Origin of the sequence: Pseudomonas sp. LTGT-11-2Z, from assembly GCF_003691445.1 — a bacterium.
GTDB classification, from domain to species: domain Bacteria; phylum Pseudomonadota; class Gammaproteobacteria; order Pseudomonadales; family Pseudomonadaceae; genus Aquipseudomonas; species Aquipseudomonas monteilii.
In genome coordinates, this window is record NZ_CP033104.1 from 1,977,527 (window position 1) to 1,998,584 (window position 21,058).

Sequence of the window (21,058 nt, forward strand, 5' to 3'; positions counted from 1 at the left end):
ATGCAAGTTAAGCGATTTTTCGCCGCCGATATGCGTCAGGCCATGAAGCTGGTCCGTGACGAGCTGGGCGCCGATGCCGCGATCATTGGCAACCGCCGCATTGCCGGTGGTGTCGAACTGACGGCCGCGCTGGACTACAAGCTGTCCGCCCTGGCCCCACGCGTGCCCAACGCTGAGCTGGAAGAAGAGCTGCGCAAGACGCACACGCGCATCGCTACGGCTCAGGCCGAGCTGGACCACCGCCAGGACAGCAGTGACAACAACCGCCAATTGTTCGCCGGGCAGTCGCTGACCGCCGCCGAGCCATTGATCGAGCCGCACGTTGATGCCCCCGAGGCGGCGACTGCTGCCCCGGCCGCTGCGCCAGTAGACCCGCGCCTGTTCGATGCCATGCGCTCCGAGCTGTCAGGCCTGCGCGAGTTGCTGGAAGTGCAGCTCGGGTCGCTGGCCTGGACCCAGTTGCAGGGCAGCAAGCCGCAGCAGGCCAACCTGTGGCGGCGCCTGCAGCGCATTGGCCTGTCCGGGCCTATCGCCCGTGAGCTGCTGGACCTGACCACCGAGATCGAAGAGCCTCGCCAGGCCTGGCGCATGCTGCTGGCGCACCTGGCGCGCATGATCGAAATCCCGGAAATCGAGCCGATCGAAGAGGGCGGGGTGATCGCCATGGTTGGCCCGGCCGGCATGGGCAAGACCACCACCCTGGCCAAGCTTGCCGCCCGCTACGTACTCAAGTACGGCGCGCAGAACCTGGCGCTGGTGAGCATGGACAGCTTCCGCATCGGCGCCCAGGAGCAGCTCAAGACCTTGGGCCGCATCCTCAACGTGCCGGTGACCTACGTCGACCCGGGGCAGTCGCTGGCAGCCGCACTGGAGCCGTTGCTGCGCAAGCGCGTGGTGCTGATCGATACCGCCGGCCTGCAGGCCAGCGACCCGGCGCTGCGCATGCAGCTGGAAACCCTGGCCGGGCGTGGCATTGCTGCGAAGAACTACCTGGTGCTGGCCACCACCAGCCAGAAGCAGGTGCTGACCGCCGCCTACCACAGCTACAAGCGCTGTGGCCTGGCCGGCTGCATCCTGACCAAGCTCGATGAAACGGCAAGCCTTGGCGACGTGTTGAGCCTTGCCATCAGTCATGAACTGCCTGTGGCCTACCTCACCGATGGCCCGCGCATTCCTGACGACCTGCACCTGCCGCGTGGCCACCAACTGGTCTCCCGCGCAGTCAACGTGCAGCAGCAGGACGAGCCCAGCGAAGAGGCCATGGCCGACATGTTCGCTGATCTCTACCACAACCCACGGCGAGCGGGTTGACCATGAAGTGTGTGCAAAGTAGCTATGCCAAGGGGTACGCAGAATTGCCCCACGTGTGGCCTGAGTCCCAGCGAGACAAGGTAAAGAACAGACATGGGTAGCATGCATCCCGTACAGGTGATCGCCGTGACCGGTGGCAAAGGTGGCGTCGGCAAGACTAACGTTTCAGTGAACTTGTCCCTGGCGCTGGCCGAACTTGGCCGCAGGGTCATGCTGCTTGACGCTGACCTGGGCCTGGCCAACGTCGACGTGTTGCTGGGCCTTACCCCTAAACGTACCTTGGCCGATGTCATCGAAGGGCGCTGCGAGCTGCGTGACGTGATGCTGCAAGGCCCTGGCGGTGTGCGCATCGTGCCGGCGGCCTCGGGCACCCAGAGCATGGTGCACCTGGCCCCGGCCCAGCATGCGGGCCTGATCCAGGCGTTCAGCGAAATCGGCGACAACCTCGACGTGCTGGTGATCGACACGGCTGCGGGTATCGGTGACTCGGTGGTCAGCTTCGTTCGCGCGGCCCAGGAAGTGCTGCTGGTGGTGTGCGACGAACCCACCTCGATCACCGACGCTTACGCCCTGATCAAACTGCTGAATCGCGATTACGGCATGAATCGTTTCCGCGTGCTGGCCAACATGGCACAGAGCCCGCAGGAAGGGCGCAACCTGTTCGCCAAGCTGACCAAGGTCACCGACCGCTTCCTTGACGTTGCCCTGCAGTACGTAGGCGCCGTGCCGTACGACGAGTGCGTGCGCAAGGCGGTGCAAAAGCAGCGTGCCGTCTACGAAGCCTTCCCTCGCTCCAAGTGCGCGCTGGCCTTCAAGGCGATTGCCCAGAAGGTCGACAGCTGGCCGTTGCCGGCCAACCCGCGCGGCCATCTGGAGTTCTTCGTCGAGCGCCTGGTGCAGCCCACCAGCGCGGGACCTGTGCTATGAACGCCAGCGGCTTCAAGATGTATAGCCGGGCGGCCAAAGACGCCCAGTGCGAGCTGATTGAGCGTTATGCGCCGCTGGTCAAGCGCATTGCCTACCACTTGCTGGCGCGGTTGCCAGCCAATGTGCAGGTCGAGGATCTGATCCAGGCCGGCATGATCGGCCTGCTGGAAGTGGCCAGCAAATATGACGCCAGCAAGGGCGCCAGCTTTGAAACCTACGCCGGCATCCGCATTCGCGGGGCCATGCTGGATGAGGTTCGCAAAGGCGACTGGGCACCGCGTTCGGTGCACCGCAATACCCGTATGGTCAGTGACGCGATGCGTGCCGTAGAGGCCAGAACGGGCCGGGACGCTAAAGATCATGAAGTTGCTGCCGAACTCCAATTGAGTCTCGATGATTACTACGGGATCTTGAACGACACCCTGGGCAGCCGACTGTTCAGCTTTGACGACCTGTTGCAGGACGGCGAGCACGAAGGGCTTCACGAGGATGGTGCCAGTGGCCACGTCGAACCTGCGCGTGGCCTGGAGGACGAGCGCTTCCAGGCTGCCCTGACCGAAGCCATTGCCAACCTGCCGGAGCGCGAGCGCCTGGTGCTGGCGCTGTACTACGACGAAGAGCTGAACCTCAAGGAAATCGGTGAGGTGCTGGGTGTCAGCGAATCGCGGGTCAGCCAGTTGCACAGCCAGTGTGCCGCACGTCTGCGCAGCCGCCTGGGGGAATGGCGGGCACGTTGAGCCCGCTGTCGTTGCAGCCGTTTTCCACATGCGTTTTCCATGTTGCACCGAATTGATTGAATGCGCGCTCGGGGCCGAGCGCGTTTGAGACTGCTTGGAGGTCTACTTGAACAAAGACATGAAAATCCTCATCGTTGACGACTTTTCGACGATGCGGCGGATCATCAAGAACCTGTTGCGTGACCTGGGCTTCACCAACACTGAAGAAGCCGACGATGGCACCACGGCGCTGCCGATGCTGGAAAACGGCCACTACGACTTCCTGGTGACCGACTGGAACATGCCGGGCATGTCCGGCATCGACCTGCTGCGTAAAGTCCGTGCCAGCGACAAGCTGAAAAGCATGCCGGTACTGATGGTGACCGCTGAAGCCAAGCGCGACCAGATCATCGAAGCGGCCCAGGCCGGCGTCAATGGTTACGTGGTCAAGCCGTTCACCGCCCAGGTGCTCAAAGAAAAGATCGAGAAGATCTTCGAACGCGTCAACGGCTGAGTCACGTCAGGGGGCGCGCCATGGATTCATCACAAACCTCTTTGGGCGAGTTCGAATCGACCCTGAAGAAACACGCCCAGGAGTTGGTCGAAAGCCTGGAGCGCGGCCGCTTCGGCGAGGCGGTGCAGCTGATTCACGAGCTGAACCAGACCCGCGACCGTGGCCTGTACCAGGAAGTCGGCAAACTGACCCGCGAGCTGCACAGCGCCATCGTCAGCTTCCAGATCGACCCGACCATGCCGCAAGCCGAGGAGGTGTCGCAGATTACCGACGCCACCGAGCGCCTGTCGTACGTGGTCAAGCTGACCGAGGGCGCGGCCAACCGCACCATGGACCTGGTCGAGGAAAGCACCCCGGTGCTCAATGACCTGGCCAGCGAGGCCAAGGCCCTGAGCACCGACTGGCAGCGCTTCATGCGTCGCGAAGTGGCTGCGCCGGAATTCCGTGATCTGGTCAAGCGCGTCGACAGTTTCCTGACGCACAGCGCCGAAGGTAACCGCAAGGTCGCCGGCCACCTCAATGACATTCTGCTGGCTCAGGACTATCAGGACCTGACCGGTCAGGTGATCAAACGCGTCACCACATTGGTGACCGAAGTCGAAAGCAACTTGCTCAAGCTGGTGCTGATGGCCAGCCAGGTCGACCGGTTTGCCGGCATAAAACATGACCACGATCAACTGCGCGCAGAAAAAGATGCAGAAAAACATCCGACTCGGGGTGAAGGTCCGCAGATTCATGCCGATAAGCGTGAAGACGTCGTGTCCGGTCAGGACGATGTCGATGATCTGCTGTCCAGCCTGGGTTTTTAAGGAGCACGTTTGATGAGCTTCGGCGCCGATGAAGAAATCCTCCAGGATTTCCTGGTAGAAGCCGGCGAAATTCTTGAGCAACTGTCCGAGCAACTGGTCGAGCTGGAAAGCCGGCCCGACGATGCCGACCTGCTCAATGCGATCTTTCGCGGTTTCCACACTGTTAAAGGGGGCGCCGGCTTCCTTCAGCTGAATGAGCTGGTGGAGTGCTGCCATATTGCCGAGAACGTGTTCGACGTCCTGCGCAAGGGTGAGCGCCGGGTCGATGCGGAACTGATGGACGTGGTGCTCGAGGCACTGGATACGGTCAACAGCATGTTTGGCCAGGTGCGCGAGCGCGCCGAAGTGACCCCGGCCACCCCCGAGCTGCTGGCGGCGTTGTCACGCCTGGCCGAGCCCGGTGGCGCCGAAGTGGCTGCGCCGTCTGCTGCTGTGCCCGAGCCGGTTGCCGAGGCGCCCGCCGCAGCCTCGGTCGAGGACCAGGACATCACCGACAGCGAGTTTGAACAGTTGCTCGACTCGCTCGATGCGGTTAAGGCGCAAGCGGCGGCCGACGAGCAGATGCAGGGCGAGGCCATCAGCGGCGAGGGTGACGAAATCACCGATGCCGAGTTCGAGTCGCTGCTTGATCAGTTGCACGGCAAAGGCCAGTTCAGCACCGAGGTGGCAGCCGCGCCGGTAGCCGCGTCTGCCGAACCGCTCAGTGATGAAATCACTGATGCCGAGTTTGAATCGCTGCTCGACCAGTTGCATGGCAAGGGCACCTTCCAGGCTGATGCATTGCCAGCCGCCAAGGCGCCCGCCGTGGAGGGCAATCCCGCAGCGACCAGCGACGAAATCAGCGAACATGAGTTCGAGGCGTTGCTGGACCAGCTGCATGGCAAGGGCAAGTTCGGCGGTGACGTTGCCGCAGTCGAAGCGCCTGCTGCAGCCAAGGTGCAAGCACCTGCCGCAGCCAAGGCCGACAGTCAGCCGGTTGCCAAGCCTGCCGCTGCAGCGCCGGCCAGCAAGCCAGCAGCGGCACCCCGTGCGCCGGCCCCGGCCGCCGACAAGCATGCTGTCAGCGAAGCGGAAACCACCGTGCGCGTGGACACTGCACGCCTGGACGAGATCATGAACATGGTGGGCGAACTGGTGCTGGTGCGTAACCGCCTGGTGCGCCTGGGCCTGAACAGCGGCGACGAGGCCATGTCCAAGGCCGTGTCCAACCTCGATGTGGTCACTGCCGACCTGCAGACAGCGGTGATGAAAACCCGCATGCAGCCGATCAAGAAAGTGTTCGGCCGCTTCCCTCGGCTGGTGCGCGACCTGGCCCGCCAGCTGAAAAAAGAGATCAACCTGGAGCTGGTCGGCGAAGAGACCGACCTGGACAAGAACCTGGTCGAGGCGCTGGCCGACCCGTTGGTGCACCTGGTGCGCAACGCTGTCGACCATGGTGTCGAGATGCCTGATGAGCGTGAAGCGTCTGGCAAGGCGCGTACGGGCCGCGTGGTGCTGTCTGCCGAGCAGGAAGGCGACCACATCCTGCTGTCGATTTCTGACGACGGCAAGGGCATGGACCCGAACATCCTGCGTGCCAAGGCCGTGGAAAAGGGCCTGATGGACAAGGACGCCGCCGAGCGCTTGAGCGAGTCGGACTGCTACAACCTGATCTTCGCGCCAGGGTTCTCGACCAAGACCGAGATTTCCGACGTGTCCGGGCGTGGCGTGGGCATGGACGTGGTGAAGACCAAGATCTCCCAGCTCAACGGTTCGATCAACATCTACTCGGCCAAGGGCCAGGGCTCGAAGATCGTCATCAAGGTACCACTGACCCTGGCGATCATGCCCACCCTGATGGTGATGCTGGGCAACCAGGCGTTCGCCTTCCCGCTGGTCAACGTCAACGAGATCTTCCACCTCGACCTGTCGCGCACCAATGTGGTCGACGGCCAGGAAGTGGTGATCGTGCGTGACAAGGCGCTGCCGCTGTTCTACCTCAAGCGCTGGCTGGTCCAGGGCCAGGTGCACGAAGAGCAGCACGAGGGCCATGTGGTGATCCTGTCGGTCGGTACCCAGCGCATCGGGTTTGTCGTCGATCAACTGGTTGGCCAGGAAGAAGTGGTCATCAAGCCGCTGGGCAAGATGCTGCAGGGCACTCCGGGCATGTCCGGGGCCACCATCACCGGTGACGGGCGCATTGCGTTGATTCTCGACGTCCCGAGCATGCTCAAGCGTTACGCCGCGCGGCGTATTTGATTTCGGTGGCGCACCCTGGCGGGCTGCGCCGCCTAATGGAGTGTTTATGGCAGTCAAGGTCCTGGTGGTGGATGATTCCGGTTTCTTCCGCCGCCGCGTCTCGGAAATCCTCTCGGCGGATCCGACGATCCAGGTAGTGGGTACCGCGACCAACGGCAAGGAAGCAATCGACCAGGCGCTGGCGCTCAAGCCCGATGTCATCACCATGGACTACGAAATGCCCATGATGGATGGCATTACCGCAGTGCGGCACATCATGCAGCGCTGCCCGACGCCAGTGTTGATGTTCTCCTCGCTGACCCACGAAGGCGCCCGCGTCACCCTCGATGCCCTGGATGCCGGGGCGGTGGATTACCTGCCGAAAAACTTCGAAGACATCTCGCGTAACCCCGAAAAGGTCAAGCAGATGCTGTGCGAGAAGGTGCACACCATCTCGCGCAGCAACCGTCGCCTGGGCAGCTATGCCCGCACCGCGCCGGTCGCTGTGCCTACGCCAGCCAGCAGCCCTGTGCCGACAAGCAGCTTTGCCAGCTCGACGCCAGCCCGCGCTGCGGCGCCTGCCCGAGCGGCGGCCCCGGCCCCTAGCCCGGCGGCATCGCATTCGCCTGCCCCCAAGCGCAAGCCATACAAACTGGTCGCCATCGGTACCTCCACGGGTGGCCCGGTGGCCCTGCAGCGGGTGCTGACCCAGTTGCCGGCCAATTTCCCGGCGCCGATCGTGCTGATCCAGCACATGCCGGCGGCGTTCACCAAGGCCTTTGCCGAGCGCCTCGACAAACTGTGCCGCATCAGCGTCAAGGAGGCCGAGGACGGCGACATGCTGCGCCCGGGCCTGGCCCTGCTGGCCCCGGGTGGCAAGCAGATGATGATCGATGGCCGTGGCACGGTGAAGATCCTGCCTGGTGACGAGCGCCTGAACTACAAGCCATGCGTGGACATCACCTTCGGTTCGGCGGCCAAGTCGTATGGCGACAAAGTGCTGTCGGTGGTGCTCACCGGCATGGGCGCCGATGGCCGTGAAGGTGCACGCCTGCTCAAGCAGGGCGGCAGCACGGTGTGGGCCCAGGATGAAGCCAGCTGCGTGATCTATGGCATGCCCATGGCCATCGTCAAGGCCAACCTGGCCGACGCGGTTTACAGCCTGGACGAAATCGGTAAACACCTGGTGGAGGCCTGCGTCTGATGGACGTCCTCAGCCTGATCGGCCTGATCCTCGCCTTTGTCGCCATCGTCGGTGGCAACTTCCTCGAAGGCGGCCATGTCGGTGCCCTGATCAATGGGCCGGCGGGGCTGATTGTGCTGGGCGGTACCCTGGCGGCAGCGTTGCTGCAGTCGCCGCTGTCGTCGTTCAAGCGTGCCTTGCAGATTTTGCGCTGGATCCTGTTCCCGCCACGGGTCGACCTGGCGGGTGGCATCGACCGCGTGGTGAACTGGAGCCTGACCGCACGCAAGGAAGGCCTGCTGGGCCTGGAAGGGGTGGCCGACAGCGAGCCCGACCCGTATGCGCGCAAGGGCCTGCAACTGCTGGTGGACGGCGCCGAGCCGGAAGCCATCCGCAGCATCCTTGAAGTCGACTTTTTGACCCAGGAAAGCCGTGATATCCAGGCCGCCAAGGTGTTCGAAAGCATGGGTGGCTATGCGCCGACCATCGGCATCATTGGTGCGGTAATGGGCCTGATCCACGTCATGGGCAACCTGGCCGACCCGTCTCAGTTGGGCAATGGTATTGCCGTGGCCTTTGTCGCCACGATCTACGGCGTGGCCAGTGCCAACCTGATCCTGTTGCCGGTCGCCAACAAGCTCAAGGCCATTGTCATGCGCCAGTCACGCTACCGCGAAATGCTGCTCGAAGGCCTGCTATCGATTGCCGAGGGTGAGAACCCGCGCTCGATCGAGCTGAAGCTGCAAGGCTTCATGGAGTAACCCATGCGTCGTCGCCGTCATACCGAGGAACACGAAAACCACGAACGCTGGCTGGTGTCGTATGCCGACTTCATCACCTTGCTGTTCGCCTTTTTCGTGGTGATGTACTCGATTTCCTCGATCAACGAGGGCAAGTACAAGGTCATTTCCCAGGCTTTGCTCGGGGTCTTCAATGACCCTGAGCGCAGCATGAAGCCGATCCCCATCGGCGATGAGCAGCCGTTGAGCGTGCGCCCGGCAGAGCCGCTGGTGAAGGACAGCGAGCAGACCGAGGCGGGCCTGGCGGCAACCAACGTCGACCCGCTGAAAACCATCAGCGATGATGTGCGGGATGCCTTTGGCGACCTGATCAACAGCAATCAGATGACCGTGCGCGGCAACGAACTGTGGATCGAGATCGAGCTGAACTCGTCGCTGCTGTTCGGCAGCGGCGATGCCATGCCCAGTGATAAGGCGTTCGCCATCATCGAGAAGGTGGCCAATATTCTCAAACCGTTCGCCAACCCGGTACACGTTGAGGGCTTTACCGACAACCTGCCAATCCGCACCGCGCAGTACCCGACCAACTGGGAGCTGTCGTCGGCGCGGGCGGCGAGCATCGTACGCCTGCTGGCGATGGAAGGGGTGAATCCGGCGCGCATGGCGTCGGTGGGCTATGGCGAGTACCAGCCGGTGGCCAGCAACGACACCGCCGACGGCCGCGCGCGCAACCGCCGTGTGGTGCTGGTGATATCGCGCAACCTTGAAGTGCGCCGTAGCCTGACTGGCTCGGGCAGTGCCAATGCCACGCCGGATGCTGCATTACGGCGCGCTGGCACACAAAGTGCACCTGCAACGCCAGCAACGGTGGCGGGGCAGTAACTCGTCAATTCTCCGTCACTGAATTTCACACCGTTCCCGGCAGGGCAGGCGGCCATACCGGGAGGAAGCAACGCACGATGAGAGTCTGGGCAGTAGCCAATCAAAAAGGTGGCGTCGGCAAGACCACCACGACCATCGCTCTGGCCGGCCTGCTGGCAGAGGCCGGCAAGCGTGTGGTCGTCGTCGACCTCGACCCGCACGGTTCGATGACCAGCTATTTCGGGCACAACCCCGATGCCCTGGAGCACAGCTGCTACGACCTGTTCCTGCACAAGGGCGCGGTACCCGAGGGCTTGCCTGGGCAACTGCTGCTGCCCACCAGTGACGAGCGCATCTCGCTGTTGCCGTCGAGCACCGCGCTGGCCGTGCTGGAGCGCCAGTCGCCGGGGCAGAACGGCCTGGGTCTGGTAATCGCCAAGAGTCTGGCGCAGCTATGGCAGGATTTCGACTTTGCCCTGATCGACAGCCCACCCTTGCTCGGCGTGCTGATGGTCAATGCCCTGGCCGCCAGCCAGCAACTGGTGATCCCGGTGCAAACCGAGTTCCTCGCGGTCAAGGGCCTGGAGCGCATGGTCGGCACCTTGGCCATGGTCAACCGCTCGCGCAAGCAGGCGCTGCCGTATCAGATCGTGCCAACCCTGTTCGACCGCCGTACCCAGGCCTCGCTGGGCACGCTCAAGCAGTTGCGTGACAGTTACGGCCAGCAGGTGTGGCAAGGCTACATCCCGGTGGATACGCGCCTGCGTGACGCCAGCCGCAAGGGTGTCACGCCCTCGCAGTTCGACAGCAAGAGCCGTGGGCTGGTTGCCTACCGGGCGCTGCTCAAACACCTGTTGACCTACAAGACTGCGGCGCAGGTGGCCTGATGACCCAGATACAGAAAACCGGCACCCGCCCGCAGTTGGCCCTGCAGTCGTACCTCGATGGCCTGCTGCAGGAGGCTACCGAGGCCGAAGGCCTGTTCGAGCCGCCGGTTGTAACGGACGATTTCGCCGAAGCGGTGCGTGAGGAACAGGCGCGTGATGCCCGGCAACCGACCGTGCCGGCGCCGGCCGAAACTGCCGCAAGCTTCCCGCCGCGGCCTTTTGCCGAGCCAAAGCTGGCGGTGCTGCCTGCCGTCATGCCGGTGGAAGCGCCTGTGGTGACGGTGGTCGAACAAGCGGTAGTCGCCGAGGCCAGTATTCCGGTACTGGTTGAAGAGCAGACCGTGGAGCTGGCGGTTCCGCTGGTGGATGTGCACTTGCCGGCACCGGACCTGCCGGTGCCGCCAGCCAGCGTCGACGGCCGTCCGGTGTGGGCCGCCGAGCCGTTCGAATGCCTGCTGTTCGACGTGGCGGGCCTGACCCTGGCGGTGCCGTTGGTGTGCCTGGGCTCGATCTACAACCTGGCCGGCCAGGAGTTGACGCCGCTGTTCGGCCAGCCCGACTGGTTTCTCGGCATCCTGACCTGCCAGGCGGGTAACCTGAAGGTGCTGGACACTGCGCGTTGGGTGATGCCCGACCGTTATCGCGATGATTTTCGCCAAGGCCTGAATTACGTGATTTCCGTGCAGGGCTACGAATGGGGGTTGGCCGTGCACCAGGTTAGCCGCTCGTTGCGTTTGGACCCGTCCGAAATCAAATGGCGCAGCCAGCGCGGCCAGCGGCCGTGGCTGGCCGGCACCGTAATCGAACACATGTGTGCACTGCTCGACGTCGCCGCGTTGGCCGAGCTGATCGCCAGCGGTGCTGTCAAGCAGATGCACGCTAAACAAAAATGACACCGAACACACCGCCAATGGCGGATTTTGAGGGCTAGGGGAATGAAAAAGTCGTCTGCACAAGGTTCCGAAGATCCGATCCTGCAGTGGGTTACCTTCCGTCTGGACAACGAGTCCTACGGCATCAACGTGATGCAGGTACAGGAAGTGTTGCGCTACACCGAGATCGCCCCGGTACCGGGTGCGCCAAGCTACGTGCTGGGTATCATCAACCTGCGCGGCAACGTGGTGACGGTGATCGACACCCGCCAGCGTTTCGGCCTGATGCCGACCGAAGTCACTGACAATACCCGCATCGTCATCATCGAGGCCGACAAGCAAGTGGTCGGTATTCTGGTCGACAGCGTGGCCGAGGTGGTGTACTTGCGCCAATCCGAAATCGAGACCGCGCCAAACGTGGGTAATGAAGAGTCGGCCAAGTTCATTCAGGGCGTCTGCAACAAGAATGGCGAATTGCTGATTCTGGTCGAGCTGGACAAGATGATGACCGAGGAAGAGTGGTCCGAGCTGGAGAATATCTGAGTTGATCCTACAGGTTGCTGTCATCTTCCTGGCGCTGGCGTGGGCGCTGAGCCTGTGGTTTTTCCTCAACTACAGCAAGCGCCAGCGCGAGCTGGCTGCGCAGCAGGCCGAAGGCGATGCGCTGCGTGACCAGCGCATCAAGGACCTGGCCAAACGCCTGGACGACTACCAGAACGGTACCGTGCGCATGGGCGAGACGCTGCACGAGCTGAGCTTGGCGGTGGCGCCACTGCCCGACAAGATTCAGCAGCTGGAACAGCGTGACCCCAACAACGTCACCTTCTCTCAGGCCGCCAAGCTGGTGGGCATGGGGGCAAGCGTGGCGGAGTTGACCGAGAGCTGTGGCCTGACCCAGGCCGAGGCGGAGCTGATGAGCAAACTGCACCGCAGCGGGTGAAAGCACAAAGGCGACCATGATGTCGCCTTTCTTTCAGGTGCTGCTTCAGGTAGTGGCCCAGGAATGCGTGCCGCCCACGTTGGCCACGCGGGACAGTGGCAGGCGCTGTAGCTGAAGTGCCTGGAGAGCGTCCAGGTCAACGTACAGGAAGCTGTTGATGCGCGGTATCATGTACAGGTTGTGAAGCTGCCGCAGGCAATAGAGGTCTGGCAGCACCCGGTCTACCACGGCATTGAACATTCCCGGGCCGGTCAGCTCGCTTAGCCGGTTGGCGTAGCGATAGAAGCCAGCGGGGTCATCTGCCAGCGTGGGACGTACCTGGTAGAAATCCGCATTGGCCAGATAGCGGGCATGCATCTCTTCGGAAACGGCCAGCAGTGTCGGGTTGCCGGCGTGGCTGCCGATCATGCTGGTGTTGAACTGCGTGTTCATTCCCAGCTTCTCGTTTTGCATGGGTGGGTGTAACAGCAGCCCGTCATTGGTGGCGACCAATTCTACGGTATCGATAGCCGCAGTGTTATGAGCGGCACTGGCAGCCGCACCCAGCAGTTGGTCATCAACATCCATGTATATCCCGCCTTCAGCATGCAGCATCGGGTAGCGCAATACATCCGATGCTGAGGAGAAGTTGGTGGCAACACCGCCATTGCCATCGATTGCTGCTTGATACTGGGCAAAGTACTGGCTTTGTTCGAAAGCGGTGAAGAAAGGCTGGTCTTCCAGTATTAATACCTGCATACCGGGCACTCTTGCCTCTAGCGTGCGCAGGTTTTGCGCAAAGGCCTCGGGGTTTGCTTTTGACAGGAAAAGCCGATATCGATACGCACTGTCGCGTAGTTTTAGTGCGTTGGCAGCCAGTGTGCCAAGCAGCTCGTCGCTGAGCGTTTTATTGCCGACCCAAAGCGATGAAATCAGCTTGGGGATCGGGTGAGCACCTGGCGGGACGGACGCTGGTAAATGTACGGGAAGCTGCACATCGATACCCAGCGCTCGCAGGGATGACATGCGCATCTGGTCTGTTACGTGGCGCCCTTCGGGGTTGACGATACGCAAGTTACCGGTTCCGGGCTCGGCTTCGTAGTAAACCGGTTCTACCTCATTGGCACCTTCCTGGGTGATGAACAGATCGGCTTCCATGTCGTAGACCAGGTCGAGCACTTCTGCATAGTCGGGCACTTCTTCGTAGTAGCCGATCAGTTGGTCCAGATTGCCGTTGTACCGAGGAAAGCGCTTTACCGAGTTGGCCACGACGGCATTAGCGTCCGCCAGGGGCGCTATGCGCGCCGGGCGGTGAAAATAGGGCGTTACTTCCACCTCCGGCAAATGGGGCGGGCTTACGGGACTCAGGGGGTATCCCCATTGATCATTGATTTTGCGCGGGAGAACGAAGCCGTCTTCCTGGTAGCGAAACAGTGCAGTGCTTTTGATCATGGCCTCAGCGGCCAAGGGAGTTGCATTCAAAAGCCCATAAGCGATATCGCCCAGCCCTTGCTGTTTTTCGCGCAAGGTTTTCCCGTTGATGGCCTGGTCAAGGCCAAGCGCAAGCTGGGCTATACCGCCCAGCGCAAGCAGTGGGGCCAGGCCCGGCACCACGAATGTTAGCGGTGCCACAAGCGTGAGGGTGCTGTTCAGGTAGCTGGCCCATCTGGATTTTGTTATTTGCGCATTGCTGGTAATGAGGAAATCGGCATCGTCATAACAGCGTTGGCGCTGACGCTCGGCCATGGCCTGGAACAGATCGCCGGTAATCCGTGGGTTGTACTTGCCGAGACGGTAATTGACGTAGGTGCGCGGCGGCCATGTACCGTCGTCGTTGAAAAAGCCATGCTCCGGTGGCAAGCGGTGGTTGTGCGGGTAAACGCCCAGGCCTTCCAGGGCTGTGTCCAGGCCGCTGAAGTCGATGCCCTGTGGGCCGTCGGCCAGGCGGAAGTGTTGCTTGAGTGCCTGGCGCGTGGCGGCGCCTTTGCACTGTTGGCCAACCCAGTCTTTCAACAGCTCTTCGCTGGCGAACTCCAGTAGCGGTGAACTGTTGCCGGGGGCGTAGAGCAGGGTCAGGCCACTGCCGGCGTCGTTGATGTAAAGCAAGTCGGTGGAGGCATAGCCGTAGATGCTCAGCGTGCTAAGGCGTAGCCCCTTGCCCTGAGGAATCAGTTCGGCCGCACGCCAGGCCAGCTTGCGTGCGGCGTCGCTCAAGCTGCCTTCTGCGACCTGTTTGTTGCAGGCAGCGATGAAGTTGAGTTTGCAGCACAGTCGGTAGTCTGAAAGGTGTTGATGCCAGTAAGTGTCGAGTGATGCCTTGTAACCTAGGTGGAAGTCCATTGCCTCTATATGGCGTTGCAAGGTTTCGGCGCGGACGTCGAGCAGCGTCGAGTGATCGTAACGGGCGGGTGTGGTGCGCTGGAACAGGCCATTGAACACCTCGTACCAGGCGCCGTTGTCGTAAATGGGCTGTGGCGGAAAGTGGTCGACCAGCGTGATCGGGCCATCGCCCGGCAACGTGCCGGCCCAGGGTTGCCTGAACAGCCCGCCGAAGAAGTCGTTGCTGGATTCGCCTTGCCAGTTCATCAGCACCGCTTGGGTGAGGCTGACGCGCTGTACGACTTTGGCCTGGTAACTGGCGATGCCATCAGGGTGAACATGCAGCGTGACGACATCGATCAGGTCTGGGTCCTGGTGTACCCCTTGGGTGGCAAGCCAGGCTGCAATTGCCCGCTTGGCCTCGCGGTCGGGTCGGGGAAGGGTGGCCAGGTGGTTGCGTACGAATTGCACGCCGGCAGCATTGATGTGCGTGGTGGGCATGTCGGTCTCCGTGGGGTGGGAAAACCACAGCATCGACCGGTTGATCGGCGGGGGGGCGGTAGATAGTGCTGGCCTTATGGCTCAGTCAAGCGGGCGACGCAAGTCGCCCAGCAGGTGTCAGGCTTTGCTCCACGAGTGGTAGTTGCCGATCTCCACGACGTAACTCAGCGCCTGATCGCTGTGTCTCGCGTTGAAAAGGGGAAAGGTCAAGTCTCCTGTGACGAAGCCAGGATCGTTAAGAGGCGTTGATTCCAGGTTGCTGATCTGTCGCAGAATACGCAGCCTGGGCAGTTGCTGGTCAACCACATCATTGAACACGCCAGGTCCGGTCATGTTGCTCAACTCCTGGGCATACGCCTCGAACTCGGCACTGCCGCGTAGAGGCCGGGTGTCGTAGAACGTCAGGTTGTCGAGAAAGCGCCGGTGCATCGCTTCAGAAATCAGGCTCAGGGTCGGGTTGCCCGCATGGCTGCCGATGATGTTGGTGTTGTACGCGCAATGCATGCCCAGCAGTTCATTGTTCACCGGACCACCCAGTACAAGGCCGTCAGGGGTAGTGGCCAAGGGGGTTGAGTCGATCACTGCATAGGCCTGTGGATTGTCACCCAAGGTGCGCAAGGTGTCGTCGATGTCCATATAGACGCCACCCTCTGATCGAAGGAGTGGGTAGCGGAGTATGTCGCACGCCGACGCGAAGTTTGCACCCGGTGCATCAAGCGCCTGTTCATATTGTTGAAAGTGCTCAGTGGCTCTGAAGTTATCAAAGAAGGGCTGCTCTTCCAGTGGGAGCACATGCAGCCGAGGGGCTTTTCCGGTCAGCCTTGCGTAGTTGCTCTTGAATACTTTCGGATTAGACTTCGACAGGTACAGCCGGTAAGAGAAACGGGTGTGTTCCAGGCGTTTTGCGTTTGTGGCAACGGTGTCCAGCAGTTCATCGGGGATGCTTTTGTCGCCGACCCAGATGCTGAGGATTTGCTTGGGGATTGGCCGTACTTCGGCGCTGTTGACCGTGGGAATAATGATGGGCAGTTCTATGTCTACACCCAATCCGCGCAACGTGTCCATGCGCATCTGGTTTGTCACTGGGCGGCGGGTCAGGTCAATTGCAGTTAAGCCGTGACGGTTGTCAGTGACTTGATAATAGGTTGGCAACACCTCGTTGGCATCCGACTCCAGGATGAACGCATCGTGTTCAATGTCATACAGTACTTTGACTTCTTTTCCTTCGTTAATCGCCAACAGCGGATGGGTGCCCGTTGCGCGATTCAACGAGCCTCTGATGATTCGCGTGGTCGGCACGGAGGGTTCGGGAGGTGAAAAGTAGTCTGCTATTGACGCTTCAGGTAACCGGGGTGGGCTGTTGGGGCTCAGTGGGTAGCCCCATTGATCATTCAATCGCGTGGGCATGACGAAGCGCGAACTTTTACCTGGGAAAAGCATTCGCGGGCGGGTTTCTGGCAGGGTGGCCAAGGGCGTGGCATTGAGCAGGCCGAAAACGATGTCGCTCACGCCAGCGTCCTTGTCTTCAACGCCTTTGCCATTGATCGCCTGATCAAGCCCCAGGCCAAACTGTGCTACACCGCCGATAGCCAGTAGGGGTATGAGCTCGGGCACGACCAGGGCCAGGGGCGCCAGCAGGTTGAGCGAGGTTACCAGGTAGCCACGCCAGCGTGCCTTGGTCACTTGCGCATCGCTGGTGATCAGAAAGTCGGCATCGTCGTAGCAGCGTTGGCGCATTCGCTCGGCCATTGCTTGGAACAGATCGCCAGTAATACGTGGGTTGTACTTGCCGGGACGGTAATTGACGTAGGTGCGCGGCGGCCATGTACCGTCGTCGTTGAAAAAGCCATGCTCCGGTGGCAAGCGGTGGTTGTGCGGGTAAACGCCCAGGCCTTCCAGGGCGGTGTCCAGGCCGCTGAAGTCGATGCCCTGTGGACCGTCGGCCAGGCGGAAGTGTTGCTTGAGTGCCTGGCGCGTGGCGACACCTTTGCACTGTTGGCCAACCCAGTCTTTCAACAGGTCTTCGGTGGCGAACTCCAGTAGCGGTGAACTGTTGCCGGGGGCGTAGAGCAGGGTCAAGCCACTGTCGGCGTCGTTGATGTAAAGCAAGTCGGTGGAGGCATAGCCGTAGATGCTCAGCGTGCTAAGGCGTAGCCCCTTGCCCTGAGGAATCAGTTCGGCCGCGCGCCATGCCAGCATGCGCGCGGCATCACTCAGGCTGCCTTCGTTGATTTGCTTGTTGCAGGCAGCGATGAAGTTGAGTTTGCAGCTCAAGCGATAGTCAGCAAGTTGCTCGCGCCAGTAGGTGTCGAGTGTCGCCTTGTAGCGGGTGTGAAAGTCCAGTGCTTCTATGTGGCTTTGCAAGGCTTCGGCGCGGATGTCGAGCAGTGTCGAATGATCGTAACGGGCGGGTGTGGTGCGCTGGAACAGGCCATTGAACACCTCGTACCAGGCGCCGTTGTCGTAAATGGGCTGTGGCGGAAAGTGGTCGACCAGCGTGATCGGGCCATCGCCCGGCAACGTGCCGGCCCAGGGTTGCCTGAACAGCCCGCCGAAGAAGTCGTTGCTGGATTCGCCTTGCCAGTTCATCAGCACCGCTTGGGTGAGGCTGACGCGCTGTACGACTTTGGCCTGGTAACTGGCGATGCCATCAGGGTGAACATGCAGCGTGACGACATCGATCAGGTCTGGGTCCTGATGTACCCCTTGGGTGGCAAGCCAGGCAGCAATTGCCCGCTTGGCCTCGCGGTCGGGTCGGGGAAGGGTGGCGAGGTGGTTGCGTACGAACTGCACGCCAGCAGCATTGATGTGCGTGGTGGCCATGTCGGTCTCCGTGGGGTGGGAAAACCACAGCATCGACCGGCTGATTGGCAGGGGAGTGGTAAATAGTGCTGGCCCTGAGGCTCAGCCGGGCGGGCCAGGCAGGCCTGGTAGCACCTCGGTTACGTCACGTTCGCCTGTCGGTGAATCGTCGAAGCCATACGGGACTTTGCCGCGCAGTTGCCAGGCGAACGCGATGATTTCGGCGATGGTCAGGTACAAGGCCTCCGGGATCTGCTCGCCCAGCTCCAGGCGCGCCAGCAGGCGCACCAGCTCGGCATTCTCGTAGATTGGCACCTCGTGTTCACGGGCCAGGGCCAGGATGGCTTCGGCCAGCGCATCGTCACCCTTGGCGCTGAGGGTGGGAGCCTGCTGGCCGTCGTAGCTCAGGGCAATGGCCTGGCGTGTGTGCTTCTGGCTCATGCGTTCTCATCCACCCAACGTTGTTCTACCCGCGTGCGCGGGCCTTGTGGCGGCGTGCCAGGGTGGCACTCCAGGTCACCGACGTCCAGGCCACGTGCCAGCAGGCGCTCGCGTAGGGCGCCGAGCTGGGTGTCGATCAGCCTGGCGGTTTGCTCACGCTCTGCCCACAGTTGCCCGCTCAGGCGGCCTTGGCTCAGTTGCGCCTGTACCTGCACGGGGCCGAGTGGCGACAGGTCGAAGGCCAGCTCGATGCGCCACAGGGCTTGCAGCGGGTCTTGTGCTTCATGCTGGCGATCGGCTTGCTGCTGCGGAGTTTCTTCGCGCTGCAGTTTGACCTGCAACGGGATGAATTCCTGGCCGTGGCGGATCGGCACTTCGGTTTGCCAGGTGGTCTGCAGGTTGCCGTTTTCCAGCGTTCCGGTCTGTTGCAGGCTGCTCATGGCATGGCTTTGCAGGCGCGAAATTGCCGCAGCGGCAAGGCGCAGCAGTTGTTGCAGGTCGCCTTCGTCTTCCAGGGCCTTGAGCAGGCGCGAAGGCAGCGGGAACGCGCCCGGCTGCGGCCTGGGGCTGACCCGTTCGAGCATGCCCAGTGCACTGCGGGCCAGCGCCGGCATGGTCACGGCCAGGCTGGCCGGCGCAAGGTTGGCAGCGCCGGCCGGTGAGATCGAAGCCTGTGCGACCAGCCGCAGCAAATGCGCCTTCAGATCGGTGGCGACGCTGGCAGGAAAGCCACCCAGCAGTTTCGCTTCAAGGAAAGCGCCACTATTGTTCAAGGCCTGGGCAACCGCTTTCGCATCGCCCAGCTGGCGGGCGTCTGGCAGGCTGACCAACAGGCGTTCGGCGCTGGCGCGCAGGTCGCCATTGATGCCAGGGTCTCGGTTGATCTGTTGCAGGGCGTTGAGCAGGCCGGGCAACGAAGCCTGGCGGTTCTGCTGGGTTAGCAACTGCTGTGCGATGTTGAGCTGGTCCTGCCTGCCGCTGAGTGGCACGAAACGCAGTGACTGGTCACCCTGCACCAGCGCGCTGAGCAGGCTGCCGATAGCCAGTGGGCGTGGGCTGTCCACCGTCAGGGTGGCGCCGGCCTGGGCGCTGTTGAGCAGGCTGATCAGTGCCCGGTAGGCCGCAGGCTGGCCAGCTGCCTGGGGCAGTAGCTGGTTGGTCATGACCTTGCCTTGCAGCAGGGTGCCGACGGGTACCTTGCTGGTGTCCAGGCGGGTGAGGGTGGCGACCTGGCTGGCGCTGGCCTGTTGCAGCATGATCGCCAGATGATTGCTTTCGGTCTGGCTGACGGTGACCTGGCTGCCTTGGGGCAGGGGCTGGCTGGTGCTGGCTTGCAGTTGGGTCTGAAGGCCGTTGGCCTGCATCAGCCGAAGCACCAGCTGAAAGTCGCTGCCCACCTGCCGCATCGCAACCACTTCGGCCTGTGCGGTCTCGCCAGGGGCCATCAAGCCAGGCTGCGGTTGCGTCAGGCGCAGCAGTTCGCCGGTCATACCGGCCTTCATGGCTTGGGTATTGACTGCGGTTTGTGCAGCGAGACTATTGATTTCAGTCATGATTGTATACAACCTGTCGAACCCAGCCTCTTGGCAGCGCGGCGGCGCATGTAATAATGCCGAGCGCCCGTGGTTGCCAGTATAACGGCAGCGCTGGGGTCGACTTGAGACACAGGGCTTCACGCGACGCCGCGCTGAAGCCCTACAAAGATAAGGCGAAACCGTGACCCTTCACCTCCAAGCCGCAGGCCTAGCCTGCGAGCGCGACTGGCGCCTGCTGTTCGAGCAGCTCGATTTCAAGCTGGGTGCCGGCGACATGCTGCAGATCAGCGGCCCCAACGGCAGCGGCAAGACCAGCTTGCTGCGTCTGCTGGCCGGGCTGATGCAGCCGACGGCCGGGCAGATCCTGCTGGGCGGTAAGCCATTGGCGGAGCAGCGCCATGCCCTGGCCAGCATCCTGTTGTGGATCGGCCACGCCGCCGGCATCAAGGACCTGCTCACCGCTGAAGAGAATCTCACCTGGCTGTGCGCCTTGCACCAGCCGGCCAGCCGCGAGGCGATCTGGGCAGCGCTGGAGGCCGTCGGCCTGCGTGGTTTCGAAGACGTACCCTGCCATACCCTTTCAGCCGGCCAGCAGCGGCGCGTGGCCTTGGCCCGGTTGCACCTGGCCTGCCCGCCGCTATGGATTCTTGACGAGCCGTTCACGGCCCTGGACAAGCAAGGCGTGGCACAGTTGGAAGCACACCTGGCGGCCCATTGCGAACAGGGCGGCACGGTGGTGCTGACCACCCACCACACGCTGGAACACAAACCCTCCGGTTACCGTGAACTGAACCTGGGGCAATGGGCGGCATGAGCGTATTCGTCTTGTTGTTGCGCCGCGAAGCGCGCCTGCTGTTCCGCCGTCCGGCCGAGCTGGCCAACCCGTTGGTGTTCTTCGCCATCGTCGTGGCGTTGTTCCCGTTGGCGGTCGGCCCGGAAAGCCAATTGTTGCAAACCTTGTCGCCTGGGCTGGTCTGGGTGGCGGCATTGCTCGCGGTGCTGTTGTCGCTGGACGGCCTGTTCCGCAGTGATTTCGAGGACGGCTCGCTGGAGCAGTGGGTGTTGTCGCCGCACCCACTGGCGCTGCTGGTGTTGGCCAAGGTGTTGGCGCACTGGATCTTTTCCGGGCTGGCGCTGGTATTGTTGGCGCCGTTGCTGGCGCTGATGCTGGGGCTGCCGAGCCATTGCCTGCCGGTGCTGCTTGGCTCGCTGCTGCTGGGTACGCCGGTACTGAGCCTGCTGGGTGCGGTGGGCGCGGCGCTGACGGTTGGCCTCAAGCGCGGTGGTTTGTTACTGGCGTTGCTGATTCTGCCGTTGTATATCCCTGTATTGATCCTGGGCAGTGGTGCGTTGCAAGCGGCGTTGCAAAATATGCCGGCAACCGGCCACCTGCTCTGGCTTGCCAGCCTCACCGCCCTGGCCGTGACCTTGGCACCCTTTGCGATAGCGGCCGGCCTGAAAATCAGCGTTGGCGAATAACGAGTCCCGGGCTTTCAAGCCCGGC

The 21,058-nt window shown here is 62.2% G+C and carries 19 protein-coding genes; 15 read left to right on the top strand and 4 right to left on the bottom strand.

Going from position 1 to position 21,058, the window contains the following annotated elements:
* The 13 genes from flhF (at window position 1) to D8767_RS09400 (ending at window position 11,977) form a co-directional block, all read left to right on the top strand.
* A complete protein-coding gene (gene flhF / locus D8767_RS09340) occupies window positions 1-1,311 on the top strand; it encodes a flagellar biosynthesis protein FlhF (RefSeq protein ID WP_016711775.1) in 1,311 nt (436 codons plus the stop codon).
* A gap of 93 nt (window positions 1,312-1,404) precedes the next feature.
* A complete protein-coding gene (fleN, locus tag D8767_RS09345) occupies window positions 1,405-2,238 on the top strand; it encodes a flagellar synthesis regulator FleN (protein WP_003254408.1) in 834 nt (277 codons plus the stop codon).
* On the top strand, window positions 2,235-2,975 hold the full coding sequence (fliA, locus tag D8767_RS09350) for an RNA polymerase sigma factor FliA (RefSeq protein ID WP_016711774.1): 741 nt from the start codon (window positions 2,235-2,237) through the stop codon (window positions 2,973-2,975). Before fleN ends, fliA begins: the two co-directional genes overlap by 4 nt.
* A 118-nt stretch (window positions 2,976-3,093) precedes the next feature.
* Window positions 3,094-3,468, top strand: coding sequence for a chemotaxis response regulator CheY (locus D8767_RS09355; protein WP_023663319.1), 375 nt, complete (start codon window positions 3,094-3,096; stop codon window positions 3,466-3,468).
* 20 nt (window positions 3,469-3,488) lie between these two features.
* Window positions 3,489-4,277: a protein phosphatase CheZ gene (locus tag D8767_RS09360; protein WP_016711773.1), complete on the top strand. Its 789-nt coding sequence runs from the start codon at window positions 3,489-3,491 to the stop codon at window positions 4,275-4,277.
* A 12-nt stretch (window positions 4,278-4,289) separates the two neighbouring features.
* Window positions 4,290-6,515, top strand: coding sequence for a chemotaxis protein CheA (locus D8767_RS09365; protein WP_016711772.1), 2,226 nt, complete (start codon window positions 4,290-4,292; stop codon window positions 6,513-6,515).
* A gap of 46 nt (window positions 6,516-6,561) precedes the next feature.
* The gene (locus D8767_RS09370) at window positions 6,562-7,698 is read left to right on the top strand and encodes a chemotaxis response regulator protein-glutamate methylesterase (RefSeq protein ID WP_016711771.1); all 1,137 of its coding nucleotides are present in this window, start codon (window positions 6,562-6,564) and stop codon (window positions 7,696-7,698) included.
* The gene (locus D8767_RS09375) at window positions 7,698-8,438 is read left to right on the top strand and encodes a flagellar motor protein (RefSeq protein WP_016711770.1); all 741 of its coding nucleotides are present in this window, start codon (window positions 7,698-7,700) and stop codon (window positions 8,436-8,438) included. The genes D8767_RS09370 and D8767_RS09375 overlap by 1 nt, the downstream gene beginning before the upstream one ends.
* A gap of 3 nt (window positions 8,439-8,441) precedes the next feature.
* A complete protein-coding gene (gene motD, locus D8767_RS09380; protein WP_025753826.1) occupies window positions 8,442-9,299 on the top strand; it encodes a flagellar motor protein MotD in 858 nt (285 codons plus the stop codon).
* A 77-nt stretch (window positions 9,300-9,376) separates the two neighbouring features.
* The gene (locus D8767_RS09385) at window positions 9,377-10,165 is read left to right on the top strand and encodes a ParA family protein (RefSeq protein WP_016711768.1); all 789 of its coding nucleotides are present in this window, start codon (window positions 9,377-9,379) and stop codon (window positions 10,163-10,165) included.
* Window positions 10,165-11,058 carry a CheW domain-containing protein gene (locus tag D8767_RS09390; RefSeq protein ID WP_016711767.1) on the top strand — a complete coding sequence of 298 codons (894 nt, stop codon included), beginning with the start codon at window positions 10,165-10,167 and terminating at the stop codon, window positions 11,056-11,058. Before D8767_RS09385 ends, D8767_RS09390 begins: the two co-directional genes overlap by 1 nt.
* 42 nt (window positions 11,059-11,100) lie before the next feature.
* Entirely contained in the window at window positions 11,101-11,580 is a 480-nt protein-coding gene (locus D8767_RS09395; protein WP_003254393.1) for a chemotaxis protein CheW, read from the top strand.
* 1 nt (window position 11,581) lies between these two features.
* A complete protein-coding gene (locus D8767_RS09400) occupies window positions 11,582-11,977 on the top strand; it encodes a DUF2802 domain-containing protein (protein ID WP_016711766.1) in 396 nt (131 codons plus the stop codon).
* A gap of 45 nt (window positions 11,978-12,022) precedes the next feature.
* On the opposite strand, the gene D8767_RS09405 is transcribed toward D8767_RS09400, so the two are convergent.
* From D8767_RS09405 to D8767_RS09420, 4 genes are all read right to left on the bottom strand, one after another.
* Entirely contained in the window at window positions 12,023-14,776 is a 2,754-nt protein-coding gene (locus D8767_RS09405; RefSeq protein WP_070087099.1) for a dermonecrotic toxin domain-containing protein, read from the bottom strand.
* 117 nt (window positions 14,777-14,893) lie between these two features.
* Entirely contained in the window at window positions 14,894-17,599 is a 2,706-nt protein-coding gene (locus tag D8767_RS09410) for a dermonecrotic toxin domain-containing protein (protein ID WP_121757736.1), read from the bottom strand.
* An 81-nt stretch (window positions 17,600-17,680) separates the two neighbouring features.
* Entirely contained in the window at window positions 17,681-18,019 is a 339-nt protein-coding gene (locus D8767_RS09415; RefSeq protein WP_016711763.1) for an EscU/YscU/HrcU family type III secretion system export apparatus switch protein, read from the bottom strand.
* Window positions 18,016-19,572, bottom strand: a complete 1,557-nt coding sequence (locus D8767_RS09420; protein WP_016711762.1) for a flagellar hook-length control protein FliK — start codon at window positions 19,570-19,572, stop codon at window positions 18,016-18,018. Before D8767_RS09420 ends, D8767_RS09415 begins: the two co-directional genes overlap by 4 nt.
* 163 nt (window positions 19,573-19,735) lie before the next feature.
* On the opposite strand from D8767_RS09420, the gene ccmA reads away from it, so the two are divergent.
* Window positions 19,736-20,368, top strand: a complete 633-nt coding sequence (gene ccmA, locus D8767_RS09425) for a cytochrome c biogenesis heme-transporting ATPase CcmA (RefSeq protein WP_016711761.1) — start codon at window positions 19,736-19,738, stop codon at window positions 20,366-20,368.
* Entirely contained in the window at window positions 20,356-21,033 is a 678-nt protein-coding gene (gene ccmB, locus D8767_RS09430) for a heme exporter protein CcmB (RefSeq protein ID WP_016711760.1), read from the top strand. The genes ccmA and ccmB overlap by 13 nt, the downstream gene beginning before the upstream one ends.
* Window positions 21,034-21,058: the final 25 nt, after the last annotated feature.

Excerpts from the sequence above, each read along its gene's own strand:
- fliA (WP_016711774.1), top strand. The coding sequence starts at position 2,235 with ATGAACGCCAGCGGCTTCAAGATGTATAGCCGGGCGGCCAAAGACGCC.
- D8767_RS09410 (WP_121757736.1), bottom strand. The coding sequence starts at position 17,599 with ATGGCCACCACGCACATCAATGCTGCTGGCGTGCAGTTCGTACGCAAC.
- D8767_RS09395 (WP_003254393.1), top strand. The coding sequence starts at position 11,101 with ATGAAAAAGTCGTCTGCACAAGGTTCCGAAGATCCGATCCTGCAGTGG.
- D8767_RS09415 (WP_016711763.1), bottom strand. The coding sequence starts at position 18,019 with ATGAGCCAGAAGCACACACGCCAGGCCATTGCCCTGAGCTACGACGGC.
- D8767_RS09385 (WP_016711768.1), top strand. The coding sequence starts at position 9,377 with ATGAGAGTCTGGGCAGTAGCCAATCAAAAAGGTGGCGTCGGCAAGACC.
- D8767_RS09390 (WP_016711767.1), top strand. The coding sequence starts at position 10,165 with ATGACCCAGATACAGAAAACCGGCACCCGCCCGCAGTTGGCCCTGCAG.
- D8767_RS09360 (WP_016711773.1), top strand. The coding sequence starts at position 3,489 with ATGGATTCATCACAAACCTCTTTGGGCGAGTTCGAATCGACCCTGAAG.
- flhF (WP_016711775.1), top strand. The coding sequence starts at position 1 with ATGCAAGTTAAGCGATTTTTCGCCGCCGATATGCGTCAGGCCATGAAG.
- D8767_RS09370 (WP_016711771.1), top strand. The coding sequence starts at position 6,562 with ATGGCAGTCAAGGTCCTGGTGGTGGATGATTCCGGTTTCTTCCGCCGC.
- D8767_RS09355 (WP_023663319.1), top strand. The coding sequence starts at position 3,094 with ATGAAAATCCTCATCGTTGACGACTTTTCGACGATGCGGCGGATCATC.
- ccmB (WP_016711760.1), top strand. The coding sequence starts at position 20,356 with ATGGGCGGCATGAGCGTATTCGTCTTGTTGTTGCGCCGCGAAGCGCGC.
- fleN (WP_003254408.1), top strand. The coding sequence starts at position 1,405 with ATGGGTAGCATGCATCCCGTACAGGTGATCGCCGTGACCGGTGGCAAA.
- D8767_RS09375 (WP_016711770.1), top strand. The coding sequence starts at position 7,698 with ATGGACGTCCTCAGCCTGATCGGCCTGATCCTCGCCTTTGTCGCCATC.
- D8767_RS09405 (WP_070087099.1), bottom strand. The coding sequence starts at position 14,776 with ATGCCCACCACGCACATCAATGCTGCCGGCGTGCAATTCGTACGCAAC.
- D8767_RS09365 (WP_016711772.1), top strand. The coding sequence starts at position 4,290 with ATGAGCTTCGGCGCCGATGAAGAAATCCTCCAGGATTTCCTGGTAGAA.
- motD (WP_025753826.1), top strand. The coding sequence starts at position 8,442 with ATGCGTCGTCGCCGTCATACCGAGGAACACGAAAACCACGAACGCTGG.
- D8767_RS09420 (WP_016711762.1), bottom strand. The coding sequence starts at position 19,572 with ATGACTGAAATCAATAGTCTCGCTGCACAAACCGCAGTCAATACCCAA.